Source organism: Streptomyces sp. JLBT605 (assembly GCF_058215555.1).
In genome coordinates, this window is the sequence record NZ_CM177087.1 from 5578793 (window position 1) to 5604493 (window position 25701).

Genomic DNA, 25701 nt, shown 5'->3' on the forward strand with positions numbered 1-25701 from the left:
AGGAGAAGTACACATATGAGGTGTAAATGCTCAATTGAGCAAGCACTCCCTGGGCCCCGGACGAAGACCGGGGGAAAGTGGCCGGGAGAGCATCTGCCGGGGGGTTCCCGCCCTGAGCCGCTGCCGCCTCAGGGGCCGATCGCGGACTTGTGAGAGGGCCGAGAACAATGAATGTCGCGGCCGACTGTGCCAACCCTCCTGATATCGAAGTCGCCCGGGCCTGCCTCGAATTGACCGCCGTGCCGTCCGCCGCCCGTCAGGCGCGGGCCTTCACCCGGGAGGCGCTGGGCCGGTGGGGCGAGGACCCGGAACTGATCGACGCGGCCGTACTGATCGTCTGCGAACTGGCCACCAACGCGATCCGCCACGGCGCCTCGCCCCGACCGGCCCGGCCGCCCCGACCGGGGCACGCGGCCGGGCTGGACCACGCGTTCAGCCTCGAGCTCGTCCTGCACCCCGCCGCACTCCGTATCGAGGTCCGCGACGGGTCCTGCGTCCTCCCCGTCCAGCGCACCGCCGGAAGGGACGAGGGCAGCGGCCGCGGGCTGATGATCATCGCGGCACTCGCCGAGTCCTGGACGGCCGGCTGGGACTCGCGCGGCGGCAAATGGGTCCGCGCCACCCTGCCCCGCCCGACCGGCACCGCCCTCGGGAGCTGACATGGGAGCGCCGCACAAGCCAGGCCCCGGCAGGCGGGCACACCACCCGGGCCCGGAAGAACTGGTGCAGACGGCCGCCATGGCCCGGATGTTCTACCTGGAGGGCAAGTCCAAGATAGAGATCGCGGACGAGTTCGGCATCAGCCGCTTCAAGGTGGCACGAGCCCTGGAGACCGCCATCCGTGACGGCCTGGTGCGCCTGGAGATACGCCTGCCCGCCGAGCTGGACGCCGAACGCTCCGAAGCCCTGCGCACCCGCTACGACCTGCGCCACGCCATCGTCTTCCACTCCGACGCCCAAGACCCCGACGACCCCCGGCTGGTCACCCGCCGCCTCGGCGCCGTGACGGCCGACCTGCTGGCCGAGATCGTCACCGACGACGACGTACTCGGACTCATCTGGGGCCCCGAGATCGACGCGCTCGGCCCCGAACTGACCCGCCTGGCCCGGTGCAGCGTCGTGCAGCTGTGCGGGGTGACCCCGCTGCGGCCGGTGAACGCAAACGCCGTGGAAGCGGTGCGCCGCGCCGCCTCGGTGGCCAGAGGCGCCGTCTACCCCATCTACGCACCGCTGCTGCTGCCCGACGGCCCCACGGCCCAGATGCTGCGCCGGCAGCCGGGCATCGTCGAAGCGGTCAGCCGGTTCGGCACCGTCACCAAGGCGATCATCACCGTCGGCGGCTGGGGGCCGGGGCTGTCCACGGTCTACGACGCCCTCAGCGACTCCGAGCGTGAGTCATACGTGCGCCAGGGAGCGTGCGCGGAAGTGGCCGGCGAACTCCTCGACGCCGAAGGCCGCGTGGTCGCCCCGGAGCTGACCCAGCGCATCATCGCCATCAGCTTCGAGGAACTGCGCCGCGTCCCCGAGGTGATCCTCATGGCCGACGGCGCCGAGCGGTCCACCGCCACCGAGGCGGCCCTGAAGACCGGTCTGTTCAACGGCATCGTCACGGACACCGCCGTGGCCGAGCACCTCCTGCGATGACACGCCGACACCGGCCGGCCGTTCGCCCCCGGGCCCGGCAAACGGGCACCCGGGCGCGCCCGATTGGTCGGCGCCGGCCGCCGCACCTGCCGCCCATACCCGTGCTGACCTGCATAAAGACCGCCCGCCCGAGCGGGCACAAACGGGCAGAACCCACCGAGCAACGGAAGGCCGCAGGGGCGGGAGGCGCAGGTATAAATCTCAGACAGAAGGCGAACGGGCCTCAGCCGACGCCCAACGGAGAAGAAGCCGGGAGGTGCTGAAGAAGATGAAAGCCGATGAACGCCAGCACCGGATCCTGGCTCTCGTACGGCAGCGCGGACGCGTCGAAGTCGCGGCCGTGGCCGCCGGCTTCAAGGTCGCGCCCGAGACCATACGCAGGGACCTGAGCGAGCTCGAGCGGCGCGGACTGGTCCGCCGCAGCCACGGTGGCGCGTACCCGGTGGAGAGCGCCGGCTTCGAGACCGACCTGGCGCACCGCGAGGCCAACCACGTGGAGAGCAAACGCCGCATCGCCGACGCCGTAACCCCCCTGCTCGGCGAGGCGGAGACGGTCTTCATCGACGAGGGCTACACCCAGCAGCTCATCGCCGCCCGACTGCCGGCCGACCGGCCCCTGACGGTGGTCACCGCCTCCCTCCCCGCCGCCGCGGCCATCGCCAGGACATCCCAGGCCACCGTGCTGCTCCTCGGCGGCAGAGTCCGCGGCCGCACCCTCGCCACGGTGGGGTCCTTCACCACCCGGATGCTCTCCTCCTTCGTCATCGACCTGGCGATCCTGGGCGCCAACGGCATCTCCCGCGACTTCGGCCTGACAACCCCCGACCCGGTGGTGGCCGATGTCAAGGCCCAGGCCGTGCAGTCCTCCAGACGCCGAATACTGGTGGGAATCCACACCAAGTTCGGCGCGAAGAGCTTCTGCCGATTCGCCGAAGTCGGCGATTTCGAAACCATCGTCACCGACACCGGACTGCCCGCCGCGGAGGCGAACCGCTACGCGCTCCTGGGCCCGCACGTCATCCGGACCTGAAAACCCCCATCCGCGCAACCCGCCCGGCCTGGGTGTGAACACCACAGGCTCCATCCGCCCTACCCATTTCGCGCCCCGGCCGCCGCCCCCGGCCGACTCCACCTCCCCCCGGAATGAGGCGATTTCCATGAACACGAGACCTACAGGAGCCCGGCACCACACCGCCGCCACCCTGGCCGCCCTCGGTGCCTGTACCGCCCTGCTGCTCGCCGGCTGCGCCGGAGCGGGAGGCGGCGGCGGGGGAGAGAAGTCGGTGAACGTCCTCATGGTGAACAACCCCCAGATGCTCGATCTGCAGAAGCTGACGAAGGAGCACTTCACCAAGGAGACGGGCATCGAGGTCAATTTCACGGTGCTGCCGGAGAACGACGTACGCGACAAGATCAGCCAGGAGTTCTCCAGCCAGGCCGGTTCCTACGACGTCGCCTCCATCAGCAACTTCGAAGCCCCCATCTACGGCAGGAACGGCTGGCTGGCCCCGCTGGACGACACCGTCGCCAAGGACCGCGCATTCGACCAGTCCGACATCCTGACACCGATCGAGGAGGGACTGAGGGGAGAGGACGGAAAGCTCTACGCCGAGCCGTTCTACGGTGAGTCCTCGTTCCTGATGTACCGCAAGGACGTCTTCGAAGCCAAAGGGCTGACCGTGCCGGCCTACCCGACCTGGAAGCAGGTCGCCGACCTGGCGGCCAAGGCCGACGGCGCCAAGCCGGGGATGAAGGGCATCTGCCTGCGCGGCATGCCCGGCTGGGGCGAGGTCTTCGCCCCGCTCACCACGGCGGTCAACACCTACGGCGGCACCTGGTTCACCAAGGACTGGAAGGCGCAGGTGAACGGCCCCGGCTTCACCGAGGCGACGAAGATGTACGTCGACCTCGTCCGCGAGCACGGTGAACCCGGTGCCGCACAGGCCGGCTTCGCCGAATGCCTGGCCAGCTTCCAGCAAGGCAAGACCGCCATGTGGTACGACGCCACCTCGGCCGCCGGGCTGCTGGAGGACAAGGACTCCCCGGTCGCGGGCAAGATCGGCTACGCCATGGCTCCGGTGAACAAGACCAGGAGCTCAGGATGGCTGTACTCCTGGGCCTGGGGCATCCAGAAGGCGAGCAAGCACCAGGAAGCGGCGGCGAAGTTCATCGCCTGGGCCTCCGGCAAGGAGTACGAGGAGCTCGTCGGGGAGAAGCTCGGCTGGGCGAAGGTGCCGGCAGGCAAGCGCGAGTCGACCTACGCAAACCCCAACTACCAGAAGGCGGCGGCTTCCTTCCACGAGGCCACCAAGGACGCCATCAGCAGCGCCGACCCCCGTGACCCCGGGGTACAGCCGCGCCCGACCGTCGGCGTCCAGTTCGTGGACATCCCGGAGTTCCCGGATCTGGGGACCAAGGTCTCCCATGGAATCGCCTCGGCCATCGCCGGCCGCACCTCCGTGGAGAAGGCCCTGGACAAGGGCCAGCAACTCGCGGAGCAGGTCGCCGAGGAGTACCGGAAGTGAGTAGCACGTACATGCACAAGGCAAGACCACCCGTCGGCGCCACGATCGCGGCCCCGGCCGCGCGGCCGCGGCGCTCCCGTCAGGCCTGGGCGCGGCGCTCCCCGCTGATCCCGGCCCTGTTGTTCATGGTGATCGTCACCCAGCTGCCGTTCGTCGCCACGCTGGTGATCTCCTTCATGAACTGGAACGCGCTGCGGCCCGGCGAGCGCCGGTTCACCGGCTTCGACAACTACACGCAACTCTTCACCGACCCGGACCTGCGCTCCTCCGTCTTCACCACCGTCTGGCTCACCGCCGGAGTGGTGCTCGTAAGCCTGGCACTGGGGCTCGGCGCGGCGCTGCTGCTGGACCGGAAGTTCCGCGGCCGCGGGCTGGTGCGCACCCTGCTCATCGCACCGTTCCTCATCGTCCCGGTCGCGGCCGCGCTGCTGTGGAAGCACGCGCTCTACAACCCCGAGTACGGGCTGCTCAACGGCGGCCTCACCTGGCTCTGGTCCTTGTTCGGCTCCGACAGCCCGCCCCAGCGGGACTGGATCACCGAGGCCCCGCTGACGTCCGTCACGGTCTCCCTGATCTGGCAGTGGACCCCGTTCATGATGCTGATCCTGCTCGCGGGCCTGCAGAGCCGGTCGACCGAGGCGGTGGAAGCCGCCCGGGTGGACGGGGCGAACGCGCTGCAGATCTTCCGCTACCTCACCCTGCCCCACCTGCGCAGATACCTCGAACTCGCGGCGCTGCTCGGATCCATCTACATCGTGCAGAACTTCGACGCGGTCTTCACCATCACCTCGGGCGGCCTGGGCACCGCGAACCTGCCGTACACCATCTACCAGAGCTTCTACCAGGCACATGACTACGGGGCCGCCTCCGCGGCCGGTGTCATCGTCGTCATCGGCACCATCATCGTCGCCACCTTCGCGCTGCGCCTGGTCTCCACACTCCTCAGGGAGGAGCAGCCATGAGCACCACCGCAACGGCACCCTCGCGAGGACGGCCCCGCGACGGCCGGCTCAGGCGCCACGCAGGCGCCGTCTGGACACTCGCCGCCTGGGCCACCGGTCTGCTGTTCTTCCTGCCCGTGGCATGGATGGTGCTGACCTCCTTCCACAGCGAGTCCGACGCCGCGACCAATCCCCCCTCGATCACCGCCGACCTCACCCTCGACGGCTACCGGGAGTTCTTCGGGGACACCACCGGGACCAGCCCCTGGCCCGCCCTGGCCAACTCCGCCACGGCCGCCATCGCCTCGACCGCCTTCGTGCTCGCGCTGGCCATCCCCGCGGCGTACGCGCTGTCGGTCAAGCCGGTGCGCAGGTGGTCCGACGTGATGTTCTTCTTCCTCTCCACCAAGATGCTCCCGGCGGTCGCGGGCCTGCTCCCGATCTACCTGGTGGCCAAGAACCTCGCCCTGCTGGACAACATCTGGCTGATGGCCGTCCTGTACACCGCCATGAACCTGCCGATCGCGGTGTGGATGATGCGCTCCTTCCTCGCCGAGATCCCGGTGGCGATCTTCGAGGCGGCCGCGATCGACGGCGCCGGCCTGATCACCGTCTTCCGCCGGATCGTCATCCCGATCGCCGCCCCCGGTATCGCCGCCACCTCGCTGATCTGCTTCATCTTCAGCTGGAACGAGATGCTGTTCGCCCGGGTGCTCACCGGCGTCCGTTCCGTCACCGCGCCGGTCTTCCTGACCGGCTTCGTCACCAGCCAGGGCCTCTTCCTGGCCCAGATCTGCGCCGCGGCCGTCGCCGTGTCGCTGCCGGTGCTCATCGCCGGATTCGCCGCCCAGGACAAACTGGTCCAGGGCCTCGCACTGGGAGCCGTCAAGTGAAGGCCGTCGTCATCACCGAGCCCGGGACCATGGAGTGGACGGACGTGGAGGACCCCACGCCCGGCCCCCGCGAGGTCGTGGTCGCCGTGTCCGCGTGCGGACTGTGCGGCACTGATCTGCACATCCTGCAAGGAGAGTTCGCCCCCCGGCTGCCGATCATCCCCGGTCATGAGTTCGCGGGCGAGGTCGTCGCCGTCGGCAGCGGCGTGACCGAACTGGCCGTCGGCACCCGGGTCGCCGTGGACCCCACCCTGATCTGCGGCGAATGCCACTACTGCCGCCGCGGCAGGAACAACCTGTGCGAGCGGTGGGGCGCGATCGGCGTCACGGCTCCCGGTGGCGCGGCGGAGTTCGCCGTGGCCCCGGTCGCCAACTGCGTGCCCCTGCCCGATCACGTCGCCACCGAGGACGCGGCCCTCATCGAGCCGCTGTCCTGCGCGGTGCGCGGCTACGACGTCCTCCGCACCCAACTGGCCAGTCATGTCCTCATCTACGGCTCGGGCACCATGGGCCTGATGATGCTGGAACTGGCCAAGCGCACCGGAGCCGCCACCGTCGACGTCGTCGACCTCAACACCGACCGCCTCACGACCGCCCGCGAGCTGGGCTGCAGCAACGCGGTCACCTCCGCCGACGAACTGGACCGGCCGCGCGGCTGGGACGTCGTCATCGACGCCACCGGCAACGAGAAGGCGATCCAGGACGCGCTGGGCAGGGTGGGGAAGGGGGGAACGTACCTGCAGTTCGGCGTCTCCGACTACGCCGCCCGGGCCACCATCGAGCCCTACCGGATCTACAACCAGGAGATCACCATCACCGGCTCCATGGCCGTCCTGCACAGCTACGAACGGGCCGCGGAGCTGTTCGCCACCGGGGTGCTGGACCCGGACGTCTTCATCAGCGACCGCCTGCCGCTGGCCTCCTACGCCCAGGCCATCCAGCGGTTCCAGGCCGGCATCGGCCGGAAGATCCAGGTCCAGCCCGGCCTCACCGCTCCCTGACCGGCGGCGGCCACGGCGTCCCCGGCCCCCTGGCCGGGGACGCTCCCGTGCGTCCGGGCCGGATTCCGCCGGTCACGCGATGGGTCACGCGGTTGGCCATGCGATTGATCACGCGACTGCGGCAGAAACAGAAGAACCCCAGCTCAGCTGGGGTTCTCAGTGGTGTCCGAGGGGGGACTTGAACTCTCCACTCGGGCACCAGCCCACAACCGCTCTGACCTGGGGAAACGCCCGCTGACAGGCTTCATTTCGGCGGCCGTTTCTCCTGTTCTTTCCTGCTGTTTCAGGGGCTTTCCGGCCCCTGTTGGTCACGCGTTGGTCATGTGACCAACCCTCCGGCCCTGGGTCTGATCAGGACTTTTCGATGACCTCGAAGATGTCGGCGTCCGTCTCCCGCTGCCATGCCGGGAGGTCGGGCCAGTCCGCGACGTACCCCGGCTTGGGGTCCTCGAAGTGCTTGAACATCTGCGCTGTCCAGCACACCGCCACGAACCGGCCCTTCTGCTCCCGAGACAGCTTGGACGTATGGCCGTCGCTGAGCTCGATGAACTGGCGGACCTGGTCATAGACGGCGCCTGCGGCCTCTTCGGGACGGAAGACCCGACAGCCGAAACCGTCGCCGAGACCACCACGTCAACGCGGCGCCGCAGCGGTGAGGCTTCCAAGTAAGGACGGAAGCCCCCGCTGACCCGGAGCGGCGGCCAAACGGCCGCCCTCCGCTCCACAACCCACTTGCACATCAGACCGTTTCCCGACCCAACGCGGGCGGCGGCCTGGTGTGGAACGGACCGCCCACCAGGCAACAGCTCAACGGTCCAGAGGCGAGCGGCAACCTTGATTACCGCCATCGTCATACCCGTCGATCCGGGTCAACCGATCCGGCTCCAGCAGCTCGAAACGAGCGACATCGACGCCTACCAGCAGATCGTAGGAGGCAACCTCCAGATCGTCGGTCTCGAACGGCCGCCGGCCGGGATGTACCTCAACGAGTCCGGCAAGCTGAACCGGATGCGCGTCAACCACCGAGCCACGACGCTCGTGTGGGTGCACAACTCGGCGCTTCGGAATCACGACGTGATCGTGGGACCGGCGCTCATCGTCGGTCCGCCGAATCGCCACGGCGACGACACCTCGGCCCCGCAGGACCTCATCGACCTGCTGTTCAACAGCGAGCGCTAGCGTGTCCAACTCTGGACCGGCGGCGACTCTCAGCGGACAAGCGACCCAGAAGTGTTCACCGACTGGACCGAGGCCTACCGCTACGCCTTGCAGCAGGTCGAGACGCAAGAGGGCGCTCAGGAGGTCCGGGTCATCGCTGAACTGGCCGATGAACTGCGCGAGCAGTGGTTCAAGCTCGGCATCGAGAACCCGTGGATCAGTTCCGCGGACGATCCGCCGTTCACCCGGAACAGCTTCGTCGGCTGCTACAGCGTTGAGGAGCTGGAACAGAACATCGGGCACGGCAACTGGGCTATCGGCACCGCGTTCTACTACCGCGACCTGTGCTTCATCAACCAGGTCGATGGTGGTGACGAGTGGCTGACCATCCGGCACAGGATCGCGTTCGAGTCCATGATGTTGGAACCGAGTATCGAGGAAGGAAGGTTCGCTTCGCTCATCCGTAGGCTCCTGGCCGCTTCAAAGGAGCAGTGTCAGACGCTCACGTACTAAGCAAAACGTCCATCGCCCTGGCCTTACAGCCCGGGCGACGGACGCCCAACGCATACACAATTTGCGTGAGGGAAAGCAGCCCGCTAGTCGGGGAGCGCCGGGTCCCTTCGTCTCCTCGCCGGATACAGGTGGCCGCAGCTGCATCGCTTTCCGGCGCCTAGCACGTCGTAGAAGGAGACGGACATGGTGATCTGCCAGGCGGGCGCATACCTTTTCCCAAATTCTGTCCAACTGGGGGGGTTACGCCGCCATCTCCACACGCAGTTTCCGCAGCAAACCCATCAGCTCGTCAACGATCGCCACAATCCGGTCCTGCTCCTCACGAGGGGGGAGAGGGATGGGCGTACGCCTAATGGCGCGTTGTGACACATTCTTCATTGAACTACTCGTACCACTTGCTTCATCTTCGTAATGCGCCCGCGCGACTGCAGCACGGTTGGCCAGATTCAGGTAGCGCGGACAGCAACCGTCTCCCACCTTGAGTCGCAAAGTCTTGTCACTTAGCATCAAATGAGGCGGCGTTTCCGCGACCACGACACTTCGGGCAACCAACTCCGCTGTGTTCGCTCGCGAAATAAGGAAGTCACCGGTCTGCACTTCCAGCGCCGCCCGGGGAAGCTGACCTTCCTTAAGAGCCTTATTTTCGCCAGGTCGAAACTCGCCCCAGGAACAAGCGCTCACCTTCAGCACGCCCCACTCGTCACCTTCCTTGGGGCGAGCTTGAGCGCTTGGGCTCCAGCCTGCCTCAATATTAGTGAGAAGAGCGCCAAGCATGACCCATTGCCACTGCACAGGCAGCGCATACGGTTCGGGCTTTGGGTTTCCCTTGGCGTCCACGAGAGGCCAAGAATCAAGTGCCTCAGGCTTGATGCGGAGCAGTAGTTCCTCTACTGGTTCGTCTTGCTCGGTCGATCGAGTCAACCGCCCCGTCACTGCCAACTGCAGGATTGCGGTTTCCAGGGGGGCGACATCCTCAGCCGTTTTGACCAGGTCGCACATGTGCTCAAGCGCGAACTGGCTGTTCCCCTCGGCGAGATCCATGAAGGCGGATCTCGTCAACTTCTGCTCAATCGTCACGCAAAGTCCTCATCAGGGTTTCACGGATAGTGACTAGGATGTCACGGACGGAGTTCTGCTTCGCCTGCCATCGCTCAAAGAGCTCACCCGTACTCACTTCTTCAGCATCGAAAGAGTAGGGGTTCTTGAAGTCAAGGTTGTAGCCTCTGTCAATAATATCTCCGATCGGGACCTTCCATGCTCGTCGAGATTCGACCCGCTCATTCCACCACGCCCGTTCCGGATCAAACTCGCTCACGCGGATAGGCCGAGACCTGTTGTACGCCTTCATGTCCGACGGCAACTGATGCTCAAAGAACCAGACTTCTTTTGTCGGCTCGCCCTTCGTGAAAAAAAGCAGGTTCGTGGCAATATTGGTATACGGCGAGAAGACGCTGTTTGGGAGGCGGACGACCGTGTGCAGGTTGCAGTCTCGGAGTAGTTGCTCTTTGATGCGCTCCTTAGCTCCCCCCTCTCCAAACAATGTGCCATCTGGCAGCACAATCCCTGCGCGCCCTCCCGGCTTCAGTAGGCGCATGATGAGCACCAGGAACAGGTCGGCGGTCTCCCGGGTACGGACGTTCTGTGGGAAGTTCTGCTCAACCCCTGGCTCCTCGACGCCACCGAAGGGCGGGTTGGTGACGATCACGTCAACACGGTCGGCAGGGCCATGGTCACGGAGCGGACGGGTCAGGGTATTGGCGCGGCGGATGGCCGTCGGAGCGTCGATGCCGTGAAGGATCATGTTCGTCAGGCAGAGCAGGTGCGGCAGCTGCTTCTTCTCGATGCCCCGCAGCGAGGCCTGAAGGAGCGCTTCGTCGTCCGGCGTCTTCACCTGCCCACGCAGGTGGTCGATGGTGTTGGCCAGGAAGCCGCCGGTGCCACAGGCCGGGTCCAGCACGGTCTCGCCGAGCTGGGGGTTCACCATCTCCACGATGAACTGGGTCAGCGCCCTCGGCGTGTAGTACTCACCGGCGTTGCCAGCGCTCTGGAGGTCCTTGAGAAGCTTCTCGTAGAGGTCATTGAACTGGTGCCGGTCGGCCCGGACGGTGAAGTCAATCGAGTTGATCTTGTTGATCACCTGGCGCAGCAGCGTGCCGCTCTTCATGTAGTTGTACGAGTCCTCGAAGGCCTCGCGCACGATCAGGGTCCGCGGGTTGGTGCCGCCGCTCAGCTTGCGCAGCGCCGGGAAGAGGTCGTTGTTGACGAAGTCGTTGAGGCCATCACCGGTGAGGCCTTCTTCGTCGCTCGCCCAGGCCCGCCACTGGTACTGCGCTGGGATCGCCGGCACGTAGCCGTCGGTCATCAGCTCGAGTTCCTGCTCGGTGTCATCGAGGATTTTAAGGAAGATCATCCAGACGAGCTGGCTGAGGCGCTGGGCATCGCCGTCCACACCTTGGTCCTGCCGCATGACATCTTGGATGGACTTGATGAGCGTGGACGAAATCACTGCGCCTCCTGGTACAACTGCTGCTCAAGGTCACGCACGGCCTTGAAATAGGTCTCGCGGGTTCCGAAGGATCGTATGAGCTCCATGGGGCCGCCCATCGAGCGGAAGGGCTCCACCCGCAGCACTCCAATGTCCTCCAACGAGCGCACGCCGGACTCGACATACTTTTCCAGTAGCGCCTCCAACACGGAGCGCATCTGGCCCTGGTACTTGCCAAGGTAGCCGTTCGCGTGGACTGCTGCTGCCCGCTGCCGACGCTCGATCGGCTGACGTTCGTAGGCAACGTCGAGGGCCATGTCGAATGGATCAAGCGCTAGTCCTGACTGTTCCACCAGATCTTCCAGCGGTATGCCGGCGTCCACCAGCTCGTCGAGCAGAGCCGATCGCTGATCCGCAGCCGACCAGGCGCTCACGAAGGCGTCTGCGGTCGGGTACCGCTCCAGCAGGCCGCTGCGGACGAACTCCTTGAGGCTGGAGGCGAGAGGCTTGCCGTCGGTCCCGAGCATCTGCACCTGTTCGCCGATGATCGTCACGGCATGGCCGCTGACCACGATCTGCTTGCGCCGCGGCTTGCGCTCGCCCGGCCGCTCCGTCCACTGCTCAGGCGTGTCATCGTCCTCGTCGGCGTCGCTGCGCTCATCGACATCGTCCAGGTCTTCAACGGCGTCCTGCATATTGCCATCGGGCGGCAGCTCGTAGACCTTGACTGGATCGCCGTCGAAGTCCTTGTCAGCAAACAACCGGGTGACGTTCTTGAAGTCCATGATCACGAAGAACCACTTGTCGTAGTCCGTCCGTACGCGGGTGCCGCGACCAATCATCTGCTTGAAGTCGGTCATGCTTTCGACCCGGCTGTTGAGCACGATGAGCTTGCAGGTCTGGGCGTCTACGCCGGTCGCCAGCAGCTTGCTGGTGGTCGCGATCACGGGGTAGGGCATCTCAGGATCGATGAAGTTGTCGAGTTCCTGCTTGCCCTGTTGGTCGTCGCCGGTAATCTGCATGACGTAGCGCGAGTCCTTACGGACCTCATCGGCGTTGAGGTTGGCCAGTACCCGGCGCATGCGGTTGGCGTGCGGGATGTCCTGGCAGAAGACAATCACCTTGGCGTAGCGATCCGTGCTCTTCAGGTACTCGGTGATGCGCTCGGCAACCCGCTTGTCGCGTTCCGGGAAGACGATCGAGTCGTCGATATCCTCGCCGGTGTAGTGCCGGTCGGGGATCAAGTTGCCCGCGTCGTCACGCTGCCCCTCCTCAGGGCGCCAGCCGTAGGTGTCGACGTCAAGCGCCGTGCGGATGACCTTGTACGGGGCCAGGAAGCCGTCGTCGGTGCCCTGCTTCAGGGAGTAGGTGTAGAGCGGGTCACCGAAGTAGTCGATGTTGCTGACAGTCTTCGTCTCCTTGGGCGTGGCCGTCATGCCGAGCTGGATGGCCGAGTCGAAGTACTCCAGGATGCCCCGCCAGGCACTGTCCTCCCGGGCGCTGCCGCGGTGGCACTCGTCGACGATGATCAGGTCGAAGAAGTCGGGTGAGAACTGCTTGTAGACGTTGTCGATCTCCTCCGTACCAGTCACCGCCTGGTACAGGGAGAGGTACAGCTCGAAGCTCTTGTCAACGACCTTGATGTCCCCGCCGCCGGGGTCGTCGGCGTTCGCCACCTTGGAGATGGTGCCGCGCGAGGCGCTGAGCTTGGCCATGCGCCCCTTGAACATGGCGAAGTCGTTCATCATGGTCTGGTCGATCAGGATGTTGCGGTCGGCCAGAAACAGCACGCGGGCCTGGCCCTTGTCCGGGTTGATCGTCCGGAAGGACTCCATGAAGCGCCAGATGATCTGCGCGCCGGTGTAGGTCTTGCCCGTCCCGGTGGCCATGACCAGCAACAGTCGGCGCTGCCCCTTGGCGATCGCTTCGAGCGTCCGGTTGATCGCGATGCGCTGGTAGTAGCGCGGCCGGCGTCCCGACCCGTCGTCATGGAACTGGCCTGCGATCACCGGCTCGTCGGAGTCTTCGATGCCCTTCCACTGCTTGTACAGCTGGTAGAGGGCTTCAGGAGAGGGGAACTGCTCCAGCGGGATCTCGACCTCGACATCAGGCCGGATGCCAGTGCGATCATGCCACACAAACGAGTCGCCGTTGCTCGTGAAGACCGAGGGCACGTCAAGCTGCTCGGCGTACTCGATCGCCTGCTGCATGCCGTCGCCCGGCTCGTGGTTGTTGTCCTTGGCCTCGACCACGGCGATCGGGAGGTTCGGACACCACTCAAGCAGGTAGTCGACCTTCTTGGGCTTCCGGCGCACGCCCTTCTTGCCCACCACCTGGATGCGTCCAGCCGAGAAGTAGTAGTACTCCTCGCGGAGCGATGTCAGGGGCCAACCGGCGGTAGTCAGGGCAGGCGTGATGTACCGGGTACGGATCTCCGTCTCGGTCAGCTGGGACTTGTCTGAATCGCTCACGCGGAGATTCTACGGACCACCACCGACAGTCACGGGGATCGCGCACGGCCCGACGCCGTGGCCGCACCGTGGGGCCAGAGCGGCGTTGCACATCCCCGTGGCTGGTTGCCGCTGCTACGCCCAGTCTGCACGGGCGCGTACGTGACCACGTACCGGGGATGGCTGGGGCGGTCGGGGACCTGTTTATGCAAGGACACGCATAGTCGCGTTCACGCATAGACGCGTAGTGCCACCCCCTCTACTGTCGGTGGGCAGGCGGCCCAAACGGGGCCAGAGCAAGGGGGTTTGGCATGTCCGAACGTTCGGCACTCACCCGGCTCACGGGCAACGGCAACGGCGAGTGCGGAGAGAAGGACTGCCCGAACGTGTACCGCACGGCCACGGGATCGTTCGTCGTGCAGGGCGACGTGTCCAACGCCTTCACCCCGCCCTCCGGGGAAGGGCTCGTGGAAATCCCGGAGGCGGTTCTCAGGGAGGCTTTCCGTGCACTTGGATGGTGACGCGTGGAATGACTGCTTCGATTCCATGGAGCGTGAGGCGTGGCGGCTGGAAACGCTGCCCGTCTACACCATGCCCCAGGAAGCGGAGAAGCTGAAGCGCTTCCTCGCCGGGGAGAAATCCCCGGACGATTACACGTCGGCTTGGATGGACGAGGTTCGGCAATGGACCTCGGAAGGGAAGAGCGTCGGCAGGGTGCACGTCGTGACCCGCCCGCTCTCGGACTACCTCCGGTTTGAGTTCGAGTATTACTACCGGCACCACGTGAAGGCGGGCGAGGATATCCGCATCCTCGACCTCACCGACCGAGAGAACCCGGGGCTTCCGGATCAGGACTTCTGGATGTTCGATGAGTCCAAGGTGGTCCTGATGAACTACCGGGAGGACGGGACGCAGATAAACCGTGAACTGTACGAAGGTGACCCTGAGCCGTATCGGCAGTGGAAGCGGATTGCCGTTGCTGAGTCGGTTCCGTTCCTGGAGTACGTGAGCGGGTGACGTTCGACCCTGAACAGTTGGGGCAGCCGAAGCAAGAATTGGCCGCCCTGCTGAAAGAACTACGCAAGCGAGCCGGCCTCACTGGGGACCGGCTCGCTCGGCGTTGCAACATGTCCCAATCGAAGATCAGTCGAATCGAGAACGGGAAAGCGCAACCGAGCCTGCTCGACCTGGAGAGAATCCTCCGGGCTGTCGTTGCTCCGCCCGAGGTCATCGAGGAGGTCATTGCCCTCGCGAGGCTGGCCAATACCGAGTGGCAAGACCTGCGCTCGCTGCGCCGCAGAGGACTGGAAAAGAAGCAGACCGAACTTGCCGCGCTCGAATCCTCCTCTACCGAGTTCCGTTTCTTCCTGCTCTCGATGATTACTGGACTGCTGTCCACCCCCGAGTACATCCGGGCCAGCCTCGCCCATTCCCCGGCTGACGTCACTAAGACGATCGCGAGGAAGCTGGAGCGGCAGGAGGTTCTTTACGACACGAAGAAGCGGTTCACCTTCATCCTCACCGAACAGGCCGTAAGGTGGCCACTCCTGCCCCCGGCCGCGATGGCGATGCAGATTGACCGGCTGGCCTCACTGACCCACCTACCGAATGTGAAGCTCGGTGTCATCCCAATCGCGGGATATAAGCCCATGGCTCCGATGGACACCTTCACTGTCTACGACAACACCCTGGCCACTGTGGAGAACACCACTGGTGTCGTGATCCTGAGAGATCCGCGCGACATCGAAATGCATTTGGAACTGTTCTCGACACTGGAGGGGTACGCGCTGTTCGGGGCCGAAGCGCGAGCCTTGTTGACGGAGTGGGCTGCCGCCTGCCGTTCATGATCTTTAGTCCATGACGGGAAAGAACTACGCAGCCGCCGCTTTCTGGGCCAATGATTTCCCCTATGACAGCGACCGAGCGAAACGAAGAGTGGGTGCGTTACGGCGTAGGTCGGGGGCTGGAGTACCGGCGGACGTTCGGCCCTGATGGTGGTGTGCGCTCGTGACGGGGCGCATGACTCTGCGGGTGTCGTACGACGGCGGCCGGACGTACGGCCCGGTGCGTGAGGTGCAGGTGGAACCGCGCAATGCGGTGATCCTGGGTTCGCCGACCAAGTACCCGCCGTGCGGGTGCCCTCGGTGCACGGGCCGCAGTTCGTTGCCTGCCAGTGCTCTCCGCCCCGTGGCGGTGGAGCCGAAGGCGACGTGATGCGCCGCTTGGGCCACTGGGTACTGCGCCACTTTGGCCGGTACGCGGGGCCGCTCTACCTGGCCGCGATCCTCGGCGGCTGTGCCCTGGTTCTCGCCGTGGCTCTTTGGTAACCGCATTGGCCGCTGTCCCTGATGCTTCCCGCCGGATTCCCGGGGGGAGTTCCCGAGAAGAGAGGTAGTCCGATGGTGGAAGAGAACACCACTTCGGTGGCCCCCGAGGGGGGTGGCCTGCTCGTCGCGAAGCGGAAGATCGTGGCCGCACGCACCCGTGCCGAGCAGGAGTCTGACGTCAGCAGTGGCCGTTCCGACGGCAACGACTGACGGGAGCGCCCACGGTGCTTGATGCAGCCTCGTGGGCGGGGCGTCTGGGCGGGGACACGTTCCTCGCCCAGACGTACCACCGCTCTTACGCGCACTTCCCCGGAGCCGCCGACACGGCGGGCCTGTTCTCCTGGGACGACCTGAACCGGATCATTGCCACGCAGCGGCTGGAGCCGCCCCGGCTGCGCCTGTCGGTCGACGGGGAGATGGTGCCGCTCCACCGCTACGCGATCCCGACCACGAACCGCCGAGCGGTCACCTGGTCCCGTATCCAGCCGTCCGACTTCCACGCCCAGCTCAGAGACGGGGCGTCGCTGGTGCTCGATGCGGTGGAGAAGATCCACCCCGCTGTGGGGGCGGCTGCTGAGGGGCTGGAACGCTTCCTCGGAACTTCCGTGCAGGCCAACGTGTACGCCTCATGGACCGAGCGGGAGGGCTTCGGCCGGCACTGGGATGACCACGATGTGGTGGTGGTCCAACTGCACGGCTCGAAGCGGTGGCGCCTGTGGGGGATGACCCGTGAGGCGCCCACCTTCCGGGACGTGGAGTCGCCGGAGGAGCCGGAGGGCGACCCGATGGCGGACCTGGTTCTGTCCCCGGGTGACGTGCTCTACCTGCCGCGCGGTTGGTGGCACGCGGTCACCGCTGACCAGGGGACGGAATCCCTTCACCTGACGTTCGGCATGGTCCCGCACACGGGGGCTGACCTGATGCTGTGGGTCGTCGATCAGCTCCGGGCGTCCCTCGCGCTGCGCAGGGACATCCCGCGCTTCGGCTCGCTGGCGGAACAGTCGGACTTCATCGACGCCGTGCGCCGTGAGGTGGCCGACATGATGGCGGACCCCCGCCTCGTGGAGCGGTGGGCAGAGTCGATCGACACGACGGACCTGGGCCACGCGATTCCGTCCCTGCCCTACGTGGGCGGACTCCCCGCCCAGCGGGACATCACGGTCAAGCTCACCACTCCGAGGGGCCGCCTGACGGCGGACCGCGAACAGGGCACAGTCACCTTCTCGGCGGCCAGTACCGCGTGGGACTTCGCCGAGTCCGCCGCTCCCGCGCTGGGCACGCTGCTGACCAACCAGCCGACCACGCTGGGCGAACTCGCCGACTCCGCCGGGCTGGAGGTCAAGGAGGTGGCCGAACTGGTCTCCGTCCTCATCGACGGCCACGCCGTTGCAGTCGTGGGGACGGCGCTGTGACCGCCGCGCTCTGCCTGGGGACATACCGCGTGCGTGCCGTCAGTCAGGCGGCACGCACCGCCCTGGCCGCCGGTAGCCCCTGGGTGGACACGGCACCCAACTACGCCCACGGTCGGGCGCAGGAGGAACTGCGCCCGGTTCTCGGGGAGTACCCGACCGTGCGGGTAGCCACGAAGACAGGGTTCTTCACGGAGGAACAAGGCCGCACCGCCCTGGCTGAGGGCGTGCTCACCCGGGGAGAGGCGGCCGGTAGGCACAGCCTTGAGCGGGGCTTCGTCCGCTGGCAGACGGAGCGGTCGTTGGCCGCGCTCGGGCGCGTGGACCTGGTGTTCGTGCACAACCCCGAGCACCACGGGCACGGCCTTGACCGTGCCGTTCTGCACGGGCGTGTACGGGAAGCCTTCACGGCGCTGGAGGAGTTCGCCCATGCGGGCAGGATCGGCGGGTACGGCGTCGCCACCTGGTCGGGCCTGACCTCCGGAGCGTTCAGCGTCCCCGAGTTGCTCACGCTCGCCCGGCAGGCGGCCGGTTCCGCCGAGCACCACTTCACGGCCTTGCAGATGCCCGTCAGCCTGATCATGGATGCCCCGATCACACAGGCCCTGAACGGCGGCGGACCACTGGTGCAGGCGAAGGACGCGGGGCTGATCACCTTCGGCTCCGCTCCCCTGCACGGGGGCGAACTCCTCGACGCCATGACACCCGAACTGGTGAACCTCATCCGCCCCGGCCTGTCGGCCGCAGCCGCTGCCCTGCTGGCCGCTGGCTCGTGCCCCGGCCTCGATGTCGTCCTCACCTCCGCGAGCACCCGCGAGCACTGGGACGATGTCGCCAAGGCTCTGGCTGCGCCGCTGACGGCCCAGGAACTCAGGAGGGTGACGGATGAACTCGCCGGTGAATGAGGAGGTGCAGGCCCTGATGGAGGCCGCCCACGACCGGGCGGCCAAGGCACTGGGCCTCACCTGCACGGGGCCGCTGGCGTGGGGCTTCCTCGGTGTCACTCTCGGACGCCGAGCAGGGGACCGGTGGCTACGGGTCAGCCGGACGGCGAAGAGGAACGCGGGCAGGAAGGCGGGGGAAGGCATCGTCGGCGCCTCGGAGCTGGTGCCTGACGGCGTGCCCCGCCCCCGCCTGCACGCGGTGCATGACTGGACTGACGGCGAGTGGGCCTTCGAGTCGGAAGTACTGGACTACCTCACGCAACCCATCGTGTCCCCTGACCGGGCCGACATCGACCACGACCCGGGGTTGCCTGACGAGTGGTGGGCGGACCTTCGCCAAGCCCTTGCCCTCCTCGCTGAAGCGGAGGGAGTGAAGGCAACCGTGCGGGACGGGTGGATCGAACGAGCCTTCCCCCAGTTCCTCGGCATCCCTGCCCCCGCCAAGGTGGAGCGGGTGACCGGTCACGGTGACCTGCACTGGGGCAACCTCACCGCCGCGCCCCTGTGCCTGCTGGACTGGGAGCGGTGGGGGCGGGTGCCCTTCGGCTATGACGCGGGACTCCTCCACGCCAACAGCCTGCTTGTTCCCGACGTAGCTACCCGCATCCGCAAGGAGTTCGCGCCGATCCTCGACACCCCGGCCGGCCGAATCGGGGAGCTCGCGGCCCTGGCCGAGATGCTGCAAGCCGTAGCCCGGGGCTGGTATCCCGACCTTGCGCCCCGCCTCGTGGCCCGTGCAGAGGCGCTCACCGGAGTGCGCCCGCCCGTCCCGGTGCACTCCGAGGTGAGCGCCTGACCGTGCCCCTGTGCGGCTGTCTCAGGCGCTCTCACCGATGTGCCGGTACAAGGTGGCCCGAGAGATCCCTAGAGCCTTGGCGATAGCCGTGACGCTCTCTCCCTTGGCGTGCCGGGCACGGGCTATGGCTAGCTTGTCGTCGTCCACGACGGAGGGGCGTCCACCGTGGTTGCCCTTGCGTGCGGCAGTGTCCAGCCCCTCCAACGTCTTCTCCCGGATGCCTTCCCGCTCCACCTCGGCGGCCACGGCCAGGACAGCGAACACTATGGCTCCCGCCCCGTTCGGGTCGTACACGCCCTGCAAGGGACCGGAGAGGAGTTCCAGTTGGATGCCGTCTTTCTGGAGCGTGGACGAGAGGGTCATGAGTTCCGCCGCGTTGCGGGCAAGGCGCTTCATCTCCACCACGGTGAGGATGACGGGCTGGTTCGGCGCGGCTGCCTTGAACTCCCGCGCGAGAGTGAGGGCCTTCTCCAGTTCCGGCCGCTCCTTCACACGGGTACTGATCTTCTCCGAGAACACCCGCGTGCAGTCGGCGCGGGCCAGCATGTCCAACTGGCTCTGTAGTTCCTGCCCAACCGTTGAGCACCTGGCATAGCCAAGTCGGATCGCTGCGCCCGGCACGGCTTCGGCCACCACGGGCACGGGCTCACCCTGCACCCACCGCTTGCCGGGGTTGCGGTCGGCCGGGGTCTTCACGGTGAGTTCCGCCTTCAGAGACGGCACGAGGGCGAAGCGGCCCGTGTGGTAGTTCGCTGCCACCTTGCCCGCTCCTGTCCGGCAGGGGCTACCGGCGGGGGCTTCGCACTTCGGGCAGGAGTGACGCTCGACCTGATCGGCCGGGGTGTTCGTGGTCATGACGAGACCGTCTCATAAACCCGTCTCGAAAGCCAGTCGTGAGACGGATCTTTTGAGACGGGTTTCGAGACGCTGGAGTGAGGGCGAAACGACACGCCCCGGAGTCCGGCGGATCGTCTCACTATCGAAGGTTTTTGAGACGCCCTGTGGTGATCACTCTCCGCGTTGCCCGTGGTCCTGGTGCTCATGCTCGGCACCTTCGACAGTGGGGCGCTGGTGCGCCCTGCCTTGGGCTTGCCCTCTGCCTGACTCCTGCCCTGTCGTGGGGCTGTGCGCCTGCTCCCTGCCTGTCGCTTGGCTCTCGTCCCTCGCGGAGTCGTGCGGCCTGTCGGCCGCTCACAGAGACGCACAGCCGTTCGCCTGCCATCCGGCGGGCAAGCCTGCCAACGGCGGAGGGAAGGGCACAGCCTCACGCTGCCCAGTGCGACGGCGAGGCGGACAGTCGAGAACTACGAGGCGACGGCGAAGGGGTGGGGGATGACCCCTTGACACCGAAGTCGAGGACCGGCATGTCTTAGCAGCTCAGATCCTGCCACGGTTCCAGACCTCGTCAGGGCAGCGGCGAGGTAAGGCACCGGCGAAGAAGTGGCAGGTGGGAGCGCTGCGCCCAGCCTGGCCGGCATTCGGAGCCTGCACAGGAATGAAGCCTTCGGGGCTTGTCGTAAGTGGCTTCGCTCCGTGGCCGCGTAAGCGGCCCACTCCCCTTGCTGCAAGTCGAAGGGGCTTCGCGCTATGGGGGCGCGGCAGCGCCCCACCTGGCTAGCTTCCTGGTCTTCCTGGTGTCGGCCCCCTTCGGGGCCGCCCTGTCGAAGCGGCTTCCGGCTGTGCGGCCGGAGGCCGCCCCTGATCCTTACCTCTTCGCCGCTGCACCTAAGTACGTAAGCGGCTTCGGGCTGAGCGGCCGAACGGCCGCCCTCTCTGCTCACGCTTTCGCCGTTGGGTCTTCGCCCGTGGGGGCGCTGCGCGCCCTACTTCCCTTCGCCGCTGCACGTACGTACGTAGGCGGCTTCACGCTGTCGGCCCCCTTCGGGGCCGGCCGGACGTGGACGGCTTGACGATGTGGCGGCCGGACGGCCGCCCCTTGGGTGTGCTCTTGTACGTATCGCCGTTGACGTACTTCGAGACTTACCAAGAGAGAGTAAGAGGGAGTAGCACATCACCCCAGGTCACAGCGTTACAGCGACACAGGACATCTGTCGTTGAGCCCCCGATCGACAGACCTCCTGTGTCGCTGCCCCGATCGACCGACACACCTCACGTGTCGGCTAGAGCCTGAAGCGCTTGGCCGGGCGGATGCCGTGCTCGTCGCACATCCTGTCCCCGATGCCCTTCTGAAAGCGGTACTCCGGCAGCACGAGGCATCGGCGGTTTGACTCCGGCTCGATCAGACCCCACTCCTTCGCTCGGCGCACGTGGTTGTTGACGGCATCCTTGCTCGGCACGGTGCCGTGCTTGTCGGCCAGGATCTTGTTCAGCTCACCCGGCGGGAACTCGGCGTGCCCGATCTGGTTCGCCCATCCCATGGCTGCGTACTCGACGCGATGGCGGTATTCGAAGCGCGGGTCTTGTGCCCGCCGCTTGTACTCCTCCTGAGACACAGCGGCGAAGTCGCCTTCGAACTGGAACGGCATACGCCCCACGCGGACAGTCCCCTTTCTGAGTGGCGCTGGGTGCGCCAGTGACGCCCGCCGGACGGCGGGACATGCGCCTCCCTTCTTGAGGCGGTGAATGGTCGTCGCCGTCAGGCGACCGCTCGGCAGTCTCGCTCGATCCAGCGGTCCACGTCCGAGGGGCGGAAGCGGAGGTGACCGCCGATCTTGCGGGCGGGGATGTTGAGTGCTCGGTGGTTGTTGTAGACCCACGCGGGCGTCACGCCCAGGTACTCGGCCAGGTCGGTGACGCTCATCAGGCGGGCGTTCCGCAAAGGACGGCTCCTCGGTTAGCGGAGGGGAGGGTTCCCCTCGGGCTGCCCATCCTGAGTTATCAGTCTGGCTCAGTCAAACCCGGATGCGTCACACCCTGACTTGCCTGATGTGTTTCGGTTCCGTACGTTGTCGGCCATGACGAACACCAACGATCACGAGGGCAGCGCTGCGCCCCGTGCGGGCATCGAACAGTTCCAGCGCATCGGGGCATGGAAGGTCACCATGTGGATGCCGCTCGACTCCACGTCGGGCAACCCCCGCGAAATCCGGATCGAGCCCCACGAGGAAGCCGACCCCCAAGAGGTAGCGCGCGGCATCACCAGCACGGTCCTGCGGCAGATCGACACCGCCGCGTTCGCGAAAGACGTAGGGGCGTTGACACGGCTGAGCCGCGCTGGCGAGCAGGCGATCGAGAACTTCCGGCGTGAGCTGGCCGGCCTCCCCAAGGGGGTGTCGGACGAGTACCTCGCGGTGCTCTCCGCCCTGTACGTGCGCTTCGTGAACCTCGGACGGACCGCACCCGCCCAGGACCTTGAGCTGTGGACGGGGACCAAGCAGGCGACGTTGAAGGGCCACCTCCGGGCGGCGCGTCAGCGCGGCTTCCTGACCAAGGTCGAAGGCAAGGCGGGCGGGCAGCTCACGGACAAGGCGATCGAAATGTTGAGGGGGATCAATGTCGAACAGGTGCGACAGCCGTAGCGGCTGGGGCAGAGCGAGGGGGAACTAGCCGGGTGGCAAAGCGTGGCAACGGGCTCGGTGGGACTCCGGTGGAGATCCCGCGCACGGGCCGACCGAACACCTGGGGCGTGCGTACGCCCCTGCACTTCAACCCGGCGACGGGCAGGAAGGAGCGCTACTGGATAGGCCGGGAGTACAAGAACAAGACCGAGGCGGAACGGGCGCTGCGCAAGTGGCACACCGACCACGAGGCGGGCACCCTCACGCCCCGCTCCGACATGACCATGGGGCAGCTCATGGACGGGTGGCTTGCCAAGCATCGGGGCGAGGACACCACGAAGGAGGGGTACGAGCCGAAGATCCGGCTGCACATCAAGCCGCACATCGGCAGGGTGAAGGTGGTGGAGGTGACGGACGAGCGGCTGGACGAGCTGTACCGGCTCCTGGAGGGCACGCCCATCGAGGCGAACGGGAACAAGCCGCTCGGCCCCAAGAGCGTCCGCCACATCCACAACATCATCTCGGCGGCGCTGGACTCGGTGACGGGCCCGAGGAAGCTCCTCACGGTCAACCCGGCGCACACGGCAAACCCGCCGACCGAGCGGCAGATCAAGGCGGCGCAGCCGGACTTCCCCACCCTCAACGATCATGAGACGACGCACTTCCTCAAAGAGATGTGGAAGCCGTGCGGCAACCGGGCCTGTGACGACGGGCTGACTCACCACTGCCTTCGGGACGCCCCGCTGTGGACCGCCTACGCGGCCACCTCATGCCGACGCAGTGAAGTGCTGGGGTGGAAGTGGTCGCTCATCCACTGGGACGAGTGCGCCATCGAACTGGCCTGGGTCGTGGTAGAGGAAGGCAACACCTACCGGCTGCGAAAGCTGACCAAGGACGGAGACGACAACGCGATCATCTACGTAGACCAAGCCCTGATGAACGTCCTGAAGTGGCAGAAGGAACGCCAGGACGCGGAGCGGGAACGGCTCGGAGATCTCTGGGTGGACCATGACCTCGTGTTCGCCCGCGACGGCTTCAAGCTGTACCGGGGCGAGGCAGGCGGACCCCAGGACCCCGAGAAGGTGTCGGCCCGCTGGCGGACGGCACGCAACCGTCTGCACCTGCCGGAGAACTTCCGGCTGCACGACTGGCGGGCGTCGAAGATCACGAACGATCTCGACAACTACGAGAACCCTGTAGAGGTCTCGGCCAACGCCCGGCACCACTCGCCGGGCTACACCATGGCGCGGTACGGCAGGCGCCGCGCTGAGGGAGCGAAGAAGCTGGCCGCTTCGAGCGCCGCCCGAATCGGCCTGTCATCCCTGGTCTGACCAGGAAGTTCGCTCGGCTGTTGGTCACGTGGTTGGTCACGCCACAGTCGGAGAAACAGAAAAACCCCAGATCAACTGGGGTCTCTGCTGGTGTCCGAGGGGGGACTTGAACCCCCACGCCCGATAAAGGGCACTAGCACCTCAAGCTAGCGCGTCTGCCATTCCGCCACCCGGACCAGGTGTCTGCCGGCCGGCCCGCGGCCGTTCCGACGTGGAAAACCATAGCAAACATCCGGACGTGCTCGATCACGCGATCGGCGGCCGGCGCCCTGGCAGCCGCAGCGTGTCGGGCGTATGACGGCCGTATTGCCGCCTTGGGCTGCGAGGGCGGGCGCGGCAGGATGGCCGTGGACCCGCCGTGGCGCGCGCCCGCACCCGGGCCGGCGGCGGCAAGGAACGACGAGGAGGCAGTGTGAGCGAGTCGATTTCGGCCGCGACCGGCAGCGGAGCCGTCACGGGTGAGGACGAGGTCGTCGATCTGTGCCGCGATCTGATCCGGATCGACACCAGCAACTACGGCGATCACTCCGGCCCCGGCGAGCGGAAGGCGGCAGAGTACGTCGCCGAGAAGCTCGCCGAGGTGGGGCTGGAGCCGCAGATCTTCGAGTCGCACAAGGGCAGGGCCTCGACCGTGGCGCGGATCGAGGGGGAGGACCCCTCCCGTCCCGCGCTGCTCATCCACGGCCACACCGACGTCGTCCCGGCCAACGCGCACGACTGGACACACCACCCCTTCTCCGGGGAGATCGCCGACGGTTGTGTCTGGGGCCGCGGCGCGGTCGACATGAAGGACATGGACGCGATGACGCTCGCGGTGGTGCGCGACCGGATGCGCAGCGGCCGCAAGCCGCCGCGCGACGTCGTCCTCGCCTTCCTGGCGGACGAGGAGGCCGGCGGCGTCTATGGGGCGCGTCATCTGGTCAATGAGCACCCGGACCTCTTCGAGGGGGTGACCGAGGCGATCGGTGAGGTCGGCGGTTTCTCCTTCACGGTCAACGAGAACCTCCGGCTCTATCTGGTGGAGACCGCCCAGAAGGGCATGCACTGGATGCGGCTCACCGTGGACGGCACCGCGGGCCACGGGTCGATGACCAACAAGGACAACGCGATCACGGAGCTGAGCGAGGCCGTGGCGCGGCTGGGGCGGCACAAGTTCCCGGTGCGGGTGACGAAGACCGTCCGGTCCTTCCTCGACGAGCTGTCGGACGCCCTGGGCACCACGCTCGACCCGGAGAACATGGACGAGACGCTGGCGAAGCTCGGCGGCATCGCCAAGCTCATCGGGGCGACCCTGCAGAACACCGCCCAGCCGACCATGCTCGGCGCCGGCTACAAGGTCAACGTCATCCCGGGGCAGGCGACGGCGCACGTCGACGGACGCTTCCTGCCCGGCTACGAGGAGGAGTTCCTGGCTGACCTGGACCGGATCCTCGGCCCCCGGGTGCGGCGCGAGGACGTGCACGCGGACAAGGCGCTGGAGACCAGCTTCGACGGCGCCCTGGTCGACGCGATGCAGGCGGCGCTCAAGGCGGAGGACCCGATCGCCCGTGCCGTGCCCTACTGCCTCTCCGGAGGCACGGACGCCAAGTCCTTCGACGACCTGGGCATCCGGTGCTTCGGTTTCGCGCCGCTCCAACTGCCTCCGGAACTCGACTTCGCGGGCATGTTCCACGGCGTGGACGAGCGGGTACCGGTGGACGGACTCCGCTTCGGCGTAAGGGTCTTGGACCGCTTCCTGGACCAGTGCTGACCCCGTCAGCCTCCAGCCGCTCATGCCCGGAACGGGTGAATGGACGCATGGCTTCGTAGCTTGATTAACCCCTCCT

General features: G+C 66.6%; 26 protein-coding genes, 1 tRNA gene and 1 pseudogene. 20 read left to right on the forward strand and 8 right to left on the reverse strand.

What is annotated here, in order from left to right:
* Positions 1 to 239: 239 nt before the first annotated feature.
* The 7 genes from AC4BDD_RS24335 (at position 240) to AC4BDD_RS24365 (ending at position 7004) form a co-directional block, all read left to right on the forward strand.
* Positions 240 to 659: an ATP-binding protein gene (locus AC4BDD_RS24335; RefSeq protein WP_490687591.1), complete on the forward strand. Its 420-nt coding sequence runs from the start codon at positions 240 to 242 to the stop codon at positions 657 to 659.
* Between the two features lies 1 nt (position 660).
* The gene (locus AC4BDD_RS24340) at positions 661 to 1644 is read left to right on the forward strand and encodes a sugar-binding transcriptional regulator (protein WP_490687592.1); all 984 of its coding nucleotides are present in this window, start codon (positions 661 to 663) and stop codon (positions 1642 to 1644) included.
* A gap of 268 nt (positions 1645 to 1912) precedes the next feature.
* A complete protein-coding gene (locus tag AC4BDD_RS24345; RefSeq protein WP_490687593.1) occupies positions 1913 to 2674 on the forward strand; it encodes a DeoR/GlpR family DNA-binding transcription regulator in 762 nt (253 codons plus the stop codon).
* Positions 2675 to 2801: 127 nt separating this feature from the next.
* Complete coding sequence (locus AC4BDD_RS24350; RefSeq protein ID WP_490687594.1) at positions 2802 to 4169, forward strand: ABC transporter substrate-binding protein; 1368 nt, start codon at positions 2802 to 2804, stop codon at positions 4167 to 4169.
* Positions 4170 to 4180: 11 nt separating this feature from the next.
* The gene (locus tag AC4BDD_RS24355) at positions 4181 to 5131 is read left to right on the forward strand and encodes a carbohydrate ABC transporter permease (RefSeq protein ID WP_490691927.1); all 951 of its coding nucleotides are present in this window, start codon (positions 4181 to 4183) and stop codon (positions 5129 to 5131) included.
* Positions 5128 to 6003 (forward strand): carbohydrate ABC transporter permease, encoded by an 876-nt coding sequence (locus AC4BDD_RS24360; protein ID WP_490687595.1) that lies wholly within the window; start codon positions 5128 to 5130, stop codon positions 6001 to 6003. The genes AC4BDD_RS24355 and AC4BDD_RS24360 overlap by 4 nt, the downstream gene beginning before the upstream one ends.
* Entirely contained in the window at positions 6000 to 7004 is a 1005-nt protein-coding gene (locus tag AC4BDD_RS24365) for a zinc-dependent alcohol dehydrogenase family protein (protein ID WP_490687596.1), read from the forward strand. The genes AC4BDD_RS24360 and AC4BDD_RS24365 overlap by 4 nt, the downstream gene beginning before the upstream one ends.
* A 351-nt stretch (positions 7005 to 7355) precedes the next feature.
* Here the strand turns inward: AC4BDD_RS24365 and AC4BDD_RS24370 are convergent.
* Positions 7356 to 7589, reverse strand: a pseudogene (locus AC4BDD_RS24370) (hypothetical protein); the annotation flags it as partial.
* Here AC4BDD_RS24370 and AC4BDD_RS24375 point away from each other — a divergent pair.
* The 3 genes from AC4BDD_RS24375 to AC4BDD_RS24385 all read left to right on the forward strand — a co-directional run bounded on the left by AC4BDD_RS24375 (position 7530) and on the right by AC4BDD_RS24385 (position 8675).
* Positions 7530 to 7673: a hypothetical protein gene (locus AC4BDD_RS24375; protein WP_376230732.1), complete on the forward strand. Its 144-nt coding sequence runs from the start codon at positions 7530 to 7532 to the stop codon at positions 7671 to 7673. The pseudogene AC4BDD_RS24370 and the gene AC4BDD_RS24375 sit on opposite strands and share 60 nt — an antisense overlap.
* Positions 7674 to 7838: 165 nt before the next feature.
* Positions 7839 to 8183 (forward strand): DUF3846 domain-containing protein, encoded by a 345-nt coding sequence (locus AC4BDD_RS24380; RefSeq protein ID WP_376230731.1) that lies wholly within the window; start codon positions 7839 to 7841, stop codon positions 8181 to 8183.
* A gap of 51 nt (positions 8184 to 8234) precedes the next feature.
* A complete protein-coding gene (locus AC4BDD_RS24385; RefSeq protein ID WP_376230730.1) occupies positions 8235 to 8675 on the forward strand; it encodes a hypothetical protein in 441 nt (146 codons plus the stop codon).
* Between the two features lie 240 nt (positions 8676 to 8915).
* Here AC4BDD_RS24385 and AC4BDD_RS24390 read toward each other — a convergent pair whose 3' ends face one another.
* The 3 genes from AC4BDD_RS24390 to hsdR are packed head-to-tail and all read right to left on the reverse strand — an operon-like array spanning position 8916 to position 13631.
* Entirely contained in the window at positions 8916 to 9752 is an 837-nt protein-coding gene (locus AC4BDD_RS24390) for a restriction endonuclease subunit S (protein ID WP_376230729.1), read from the reverse strand.
* Positions 9742 to 11181, reverse strand: coding sequence for a class I SAM-dependent DNA methyltransferase (locus AC4BDD_RS24395; protein ID WP_490687597.1), 1440 nt, complete (start codon positions 11179 to 11181; stop codon positions 9742 to 9744). The genes AC4BDD_RS24390 and AC4BDD_RS24395 overlap by 11 nt, the downstream gene beginning before the upstream one ends.
* Positions 11178 to 13631, reverse strand: coding sequence for an EcoAI/FtnUII family type I restriction enzme subunit R (hsdR, locus tag AC4BDD_RS24400; RefSeq protein WP_376230727.1), 2454 nt, complete (start codon positions 13629 to 13631; stop codon positions 11178 to 11180). Before hsdR ends, AC4BDD_RS24395 begins: the two co-directional genes overlap by 4 nt.
* A gap of 290 nt (positions 13632 to 13921) precedes the next feature.
* On the opposite strand from hsdR, the gene AC4BDD_RS24405 reads away from it, so the two are divergent.
* From AC4BDD_RS24405 to AC4BDD_RS24435, 7 genes are all read left to right on the forward strand, one after another.
* Positions 13922 to 14131 (forward strand): hypothetical protein, encoded by a 210-nt coding sequence (locus tag AC4BDD_RS24405; RefSeq protein WP_078870908.1) that lies wholly within the window; start codon positions 13922 to 13924, stop codon positions 14129 to 14131.
* Complete coding sequence (locus AC4BDD_RS24410) at positions 14115 to 14627, forward strand: DUF6879 family protein (RefSeq protein ID WP_376230726.1); 513 nt, start codon at positions 14115 to 14117, stop codon at positions 14625 to 14627. The genes AC4BDD_RS24405 and AC4BDD_RS24410 overlap by 17 nt, the downstream gene beginning before the upstream one ends.
* The gene (locus tag AC4BDD_RS24415) at positions 14624 to 15457 is read left to right on the forward strand and encodes a helix-turn-helix domain-containing protein (RefSeq protein ID WP_094794573.1); all 834 of its coding nucleotides are present in this window, start codon (positions 14624 to 14626) and stop codon (positions 15455 to 15457) included. The genes AC4BDD_RS24410 and AC4BDD_RS24415 overlap by 4 nt, the downstream gene beginning before the upstream one ends.
* Before the next feature lie 552 nt (positions 15458 to 16009).
* Positions 16010 to 16147, forward strand: coding sequence for a hypothetical protein (locus tag AC4BDD_RS24420; protein ID WP_169748831.1), 138 nt, complete (start codon positions 16010 to 16012; stop codon positions 16145 to 16147).
* Between the two features lie 14 nt (positions 16148 to 16161).
* Positions 16162 to 17349, forward strand: a complete 1188-nt coding sequence (locus AC4BDD_RS24425) for a cupin domain-containing protein (RefSeq protein ID WP_490687598.1) — start codon at positions 16162 to 16164, stop codon at positions 17347 to 17349.
* A 29-nt stretch (positions 17350 to 17378) separates the two neighbouring features.
* Positions 17379 to 18251 (forward strand): aldo/keto reductase, encoded by an 873-nt coding sequence (locus AC4BDD_RS24430; RefSeq protein WP_490687599.1) that lies wholly within the window; start codon positions 17379 to 17381, stop codon positions 18249 to 18251.
* On the forward strand, positions 18232 to 19086 hold the full coding sequence (locus AC4BDD_RS24435) for a hypothetical protein (RefSeq protein ID WP_376230722.1): 855 nt from the start codon (positions 18232 to 18234) through the stop codon (positions 19084 to 19086). The genes AC4BDD_RS24430 and AC4BDD_RS24435 overlap by 20 nt, the downstream gene beginning before the upstream one ends.
* A 21-nt stretch (positions 19087 to 19107) precedes the next feature.
* Here AC4BDD_RS24435 and AC4BDD_RS24440 read toward each other — a convergent pair whose 3' ends face one another.
* The 3 genes from AC4BDD_RS24440 to AC4BDD_RS24450 all read right to left on the reverse strand — a co-directional run bounded on the left by AC4BDD_RS24440 (position 19108) and on the right by AC4BDD_RS24450 (position 21865).
* Positions 19108 to 19941 (reverse strand): recombinase family protein, encoded by an 834-nt coding sequence (locus tag AC4BDD_RS24440; protein WP_376230721.1) that lies wholly within the window; start codon positions 19939 to 19941, stop codon positions 19108 to 19110.
* A 1265-nt stretch (positions 19942 to 21206) separates the two neighbouring features.
* Complete coding sequence (locus AC4BDD_RS24445; RefSeq protein WP_490687600.1) at positions 21207 to 21572, reverse strand: hypothetical protein; 366 nt, start codon at positions 21570 to 21572, stop codon at positions 21207 to 21209.
* Between the two features lie 110 nt (positions 21573 to 21682).
* A complete protein-coding gene (locus AC4BDD_RS24450) occupies positions 21683 to 21865 on the reverse strand; it encodes a helix-turn-helix domain-containing protein (RefSeq protein WP_376230719.1) in 183 nt (60 codons plus the stop codon).
* A gap of 136 nt (positions 21866 to 22001) precedes the next feature.
* On the opposite strand from AC4BDD_RS24450, the gene AC4BDD_RS24455 reads away from it, so the two are divergent.
* Together AC4BDD_RS24455 and AC4BDD_RS24460 are read left to right on the forward strand one after the other, a co-directional pair.
* Positions 22002 to 22565: a hypothetical protein gene (locus tag AC4BDD_RS24455; RefSeq protein WP_490687601.1), complete on the forward strand. Its 564-nt coding sequence runs from the start codon at positions 22002 to 22004 to the stop codon at positions 22563 to 22565.
* A gap of 107 nt (positions 22566 to 22672) precedes the next feature.
* A complete protein-coding gene (locus AC4BDD_RS24460) occupies positions 22673 to 23875 on the forward strand; it encodes a tyrosine-type recombinase/integrase (RefSeq protein ID WP_376230717.1) in 1203 nt (400 codons plus the stop codon).
* An 88-nt stretch (positions 23876 to 23963) separates the two neighbouring features.
* On the opposite strand, the gene AC4BDD_RS24465 is transcribed toward AC4BDD_RS24460, so the two are convergent.
* Positions 23964 to 24051: transfer RNA gene (locus AC4BDD_RS24465), tRNA-Leu, on the reverse strand.
* 236 nt (positions 24052 to 24287) lie between these two features.
* Between AC4BDD_RS24465 and AC4BDD_RS24470 the strand changes: the two genes are divergently transcribed.
* A complete protein-coding gene (locus AC4BDD_RS24470; RefSeq protein ID WP_490687602.1) occupies positions 24288 to 25625 on the forward strand; it encodes a M20/M25/M40 family metallo-hydrolase in 1338 nt (445 codons plus the stop codon).
* The last annotated feature ends 76 nt before the right edge of the window (positions 25626 to 25701 follow it).

Bases quoted from the DNA above. Each gene is read 5' to 3' on its own strand.
- AC4BDD_RS24375 (WP_376230732.1), top strand. From the start codon at position 7,530: ATGGCCGTCGCTGAGCTCGATGAACTGGCGGACCTGGTCATAGACGGC.
- AC4BDD_RS24435 (WP_376230722.1), top strand. From the start codon at position 18,232: ATGAACTCGCCGGTGAATGAGGAGGTGCAGGCCCTGATGGAGGCCGCC.
- AC4BDD_RS24360 (WP_490687595.1), top strand. From the start codon at position 5,128: ATGAGCACCACCGCAACGGCACCCTCGCGAGGACGGCCCCGCGACGGC.
- AC4BDD_RS24345 (WP_490687593.1), top strand. From the start codon at position 1,913: ATGAAAGCCGATGAACGCCAGCACCGGATCCTGGCTCTCGTACGGCAG.
- AC4BDD_RS24445 (WP_490687600.1), bottom strand. From the start codon at position 21,572: ATGCCGTTCCAGTTCGAAGGCGACTTCGCCGCTGTGTCTCAGGAGGAG.
- AC4BDD_RS24455 (WP_490687601.1), top strand. From the start codon at position 22,002: ATGACGAACACCAACGATCACGAGGGCAGCGCTGCGCCCCGTGCGGGC.
- AC4BDD_RS24420 (WP_169748831.1), top strand. From the start codon at position 16,010: ATGGTGGAAGAGAACACCACTTCGGTGGCCCCCGAGGGGGGTGGCCTG.
- AC4BDD_RS24355 (WP_490691927.1), top strand. From the start codon at position 4,181: ATGCACAAGGCAAGACCACCCGTCGGCGCCACGATCGCGGCCCCGGCC.
- AC4BDD_RS24440 (WP_376230721.1), bottom strand. From the start codon at position 19,941: ATGACCACGAACACCCCGGCCGATCAGGTCGAGCGTCACTCCTGCCCG.
- AC4BDD_RS24340 (WP_490687592.1), top strand. From the start codon at position 661: ATGGGAGCGCCGCACAAGCCAGGCCCCGGCAGGCGGGCACACCACCCG.
- AC4BDD_RS24405 (WP_078870908.1), top strand. From the start codon at position 13,922: ATGTCCGAACGTTCGGCACTCACCCGGCTCACGGGCAACGGCAACGGC.
- AC4BDD_RS24350 (WP_490687594.1), top strand. From the start codon at position 2,802: ATGAACACGAGACCTACAGGAGCCCGGCACCACACCGCCGCCACCCTG.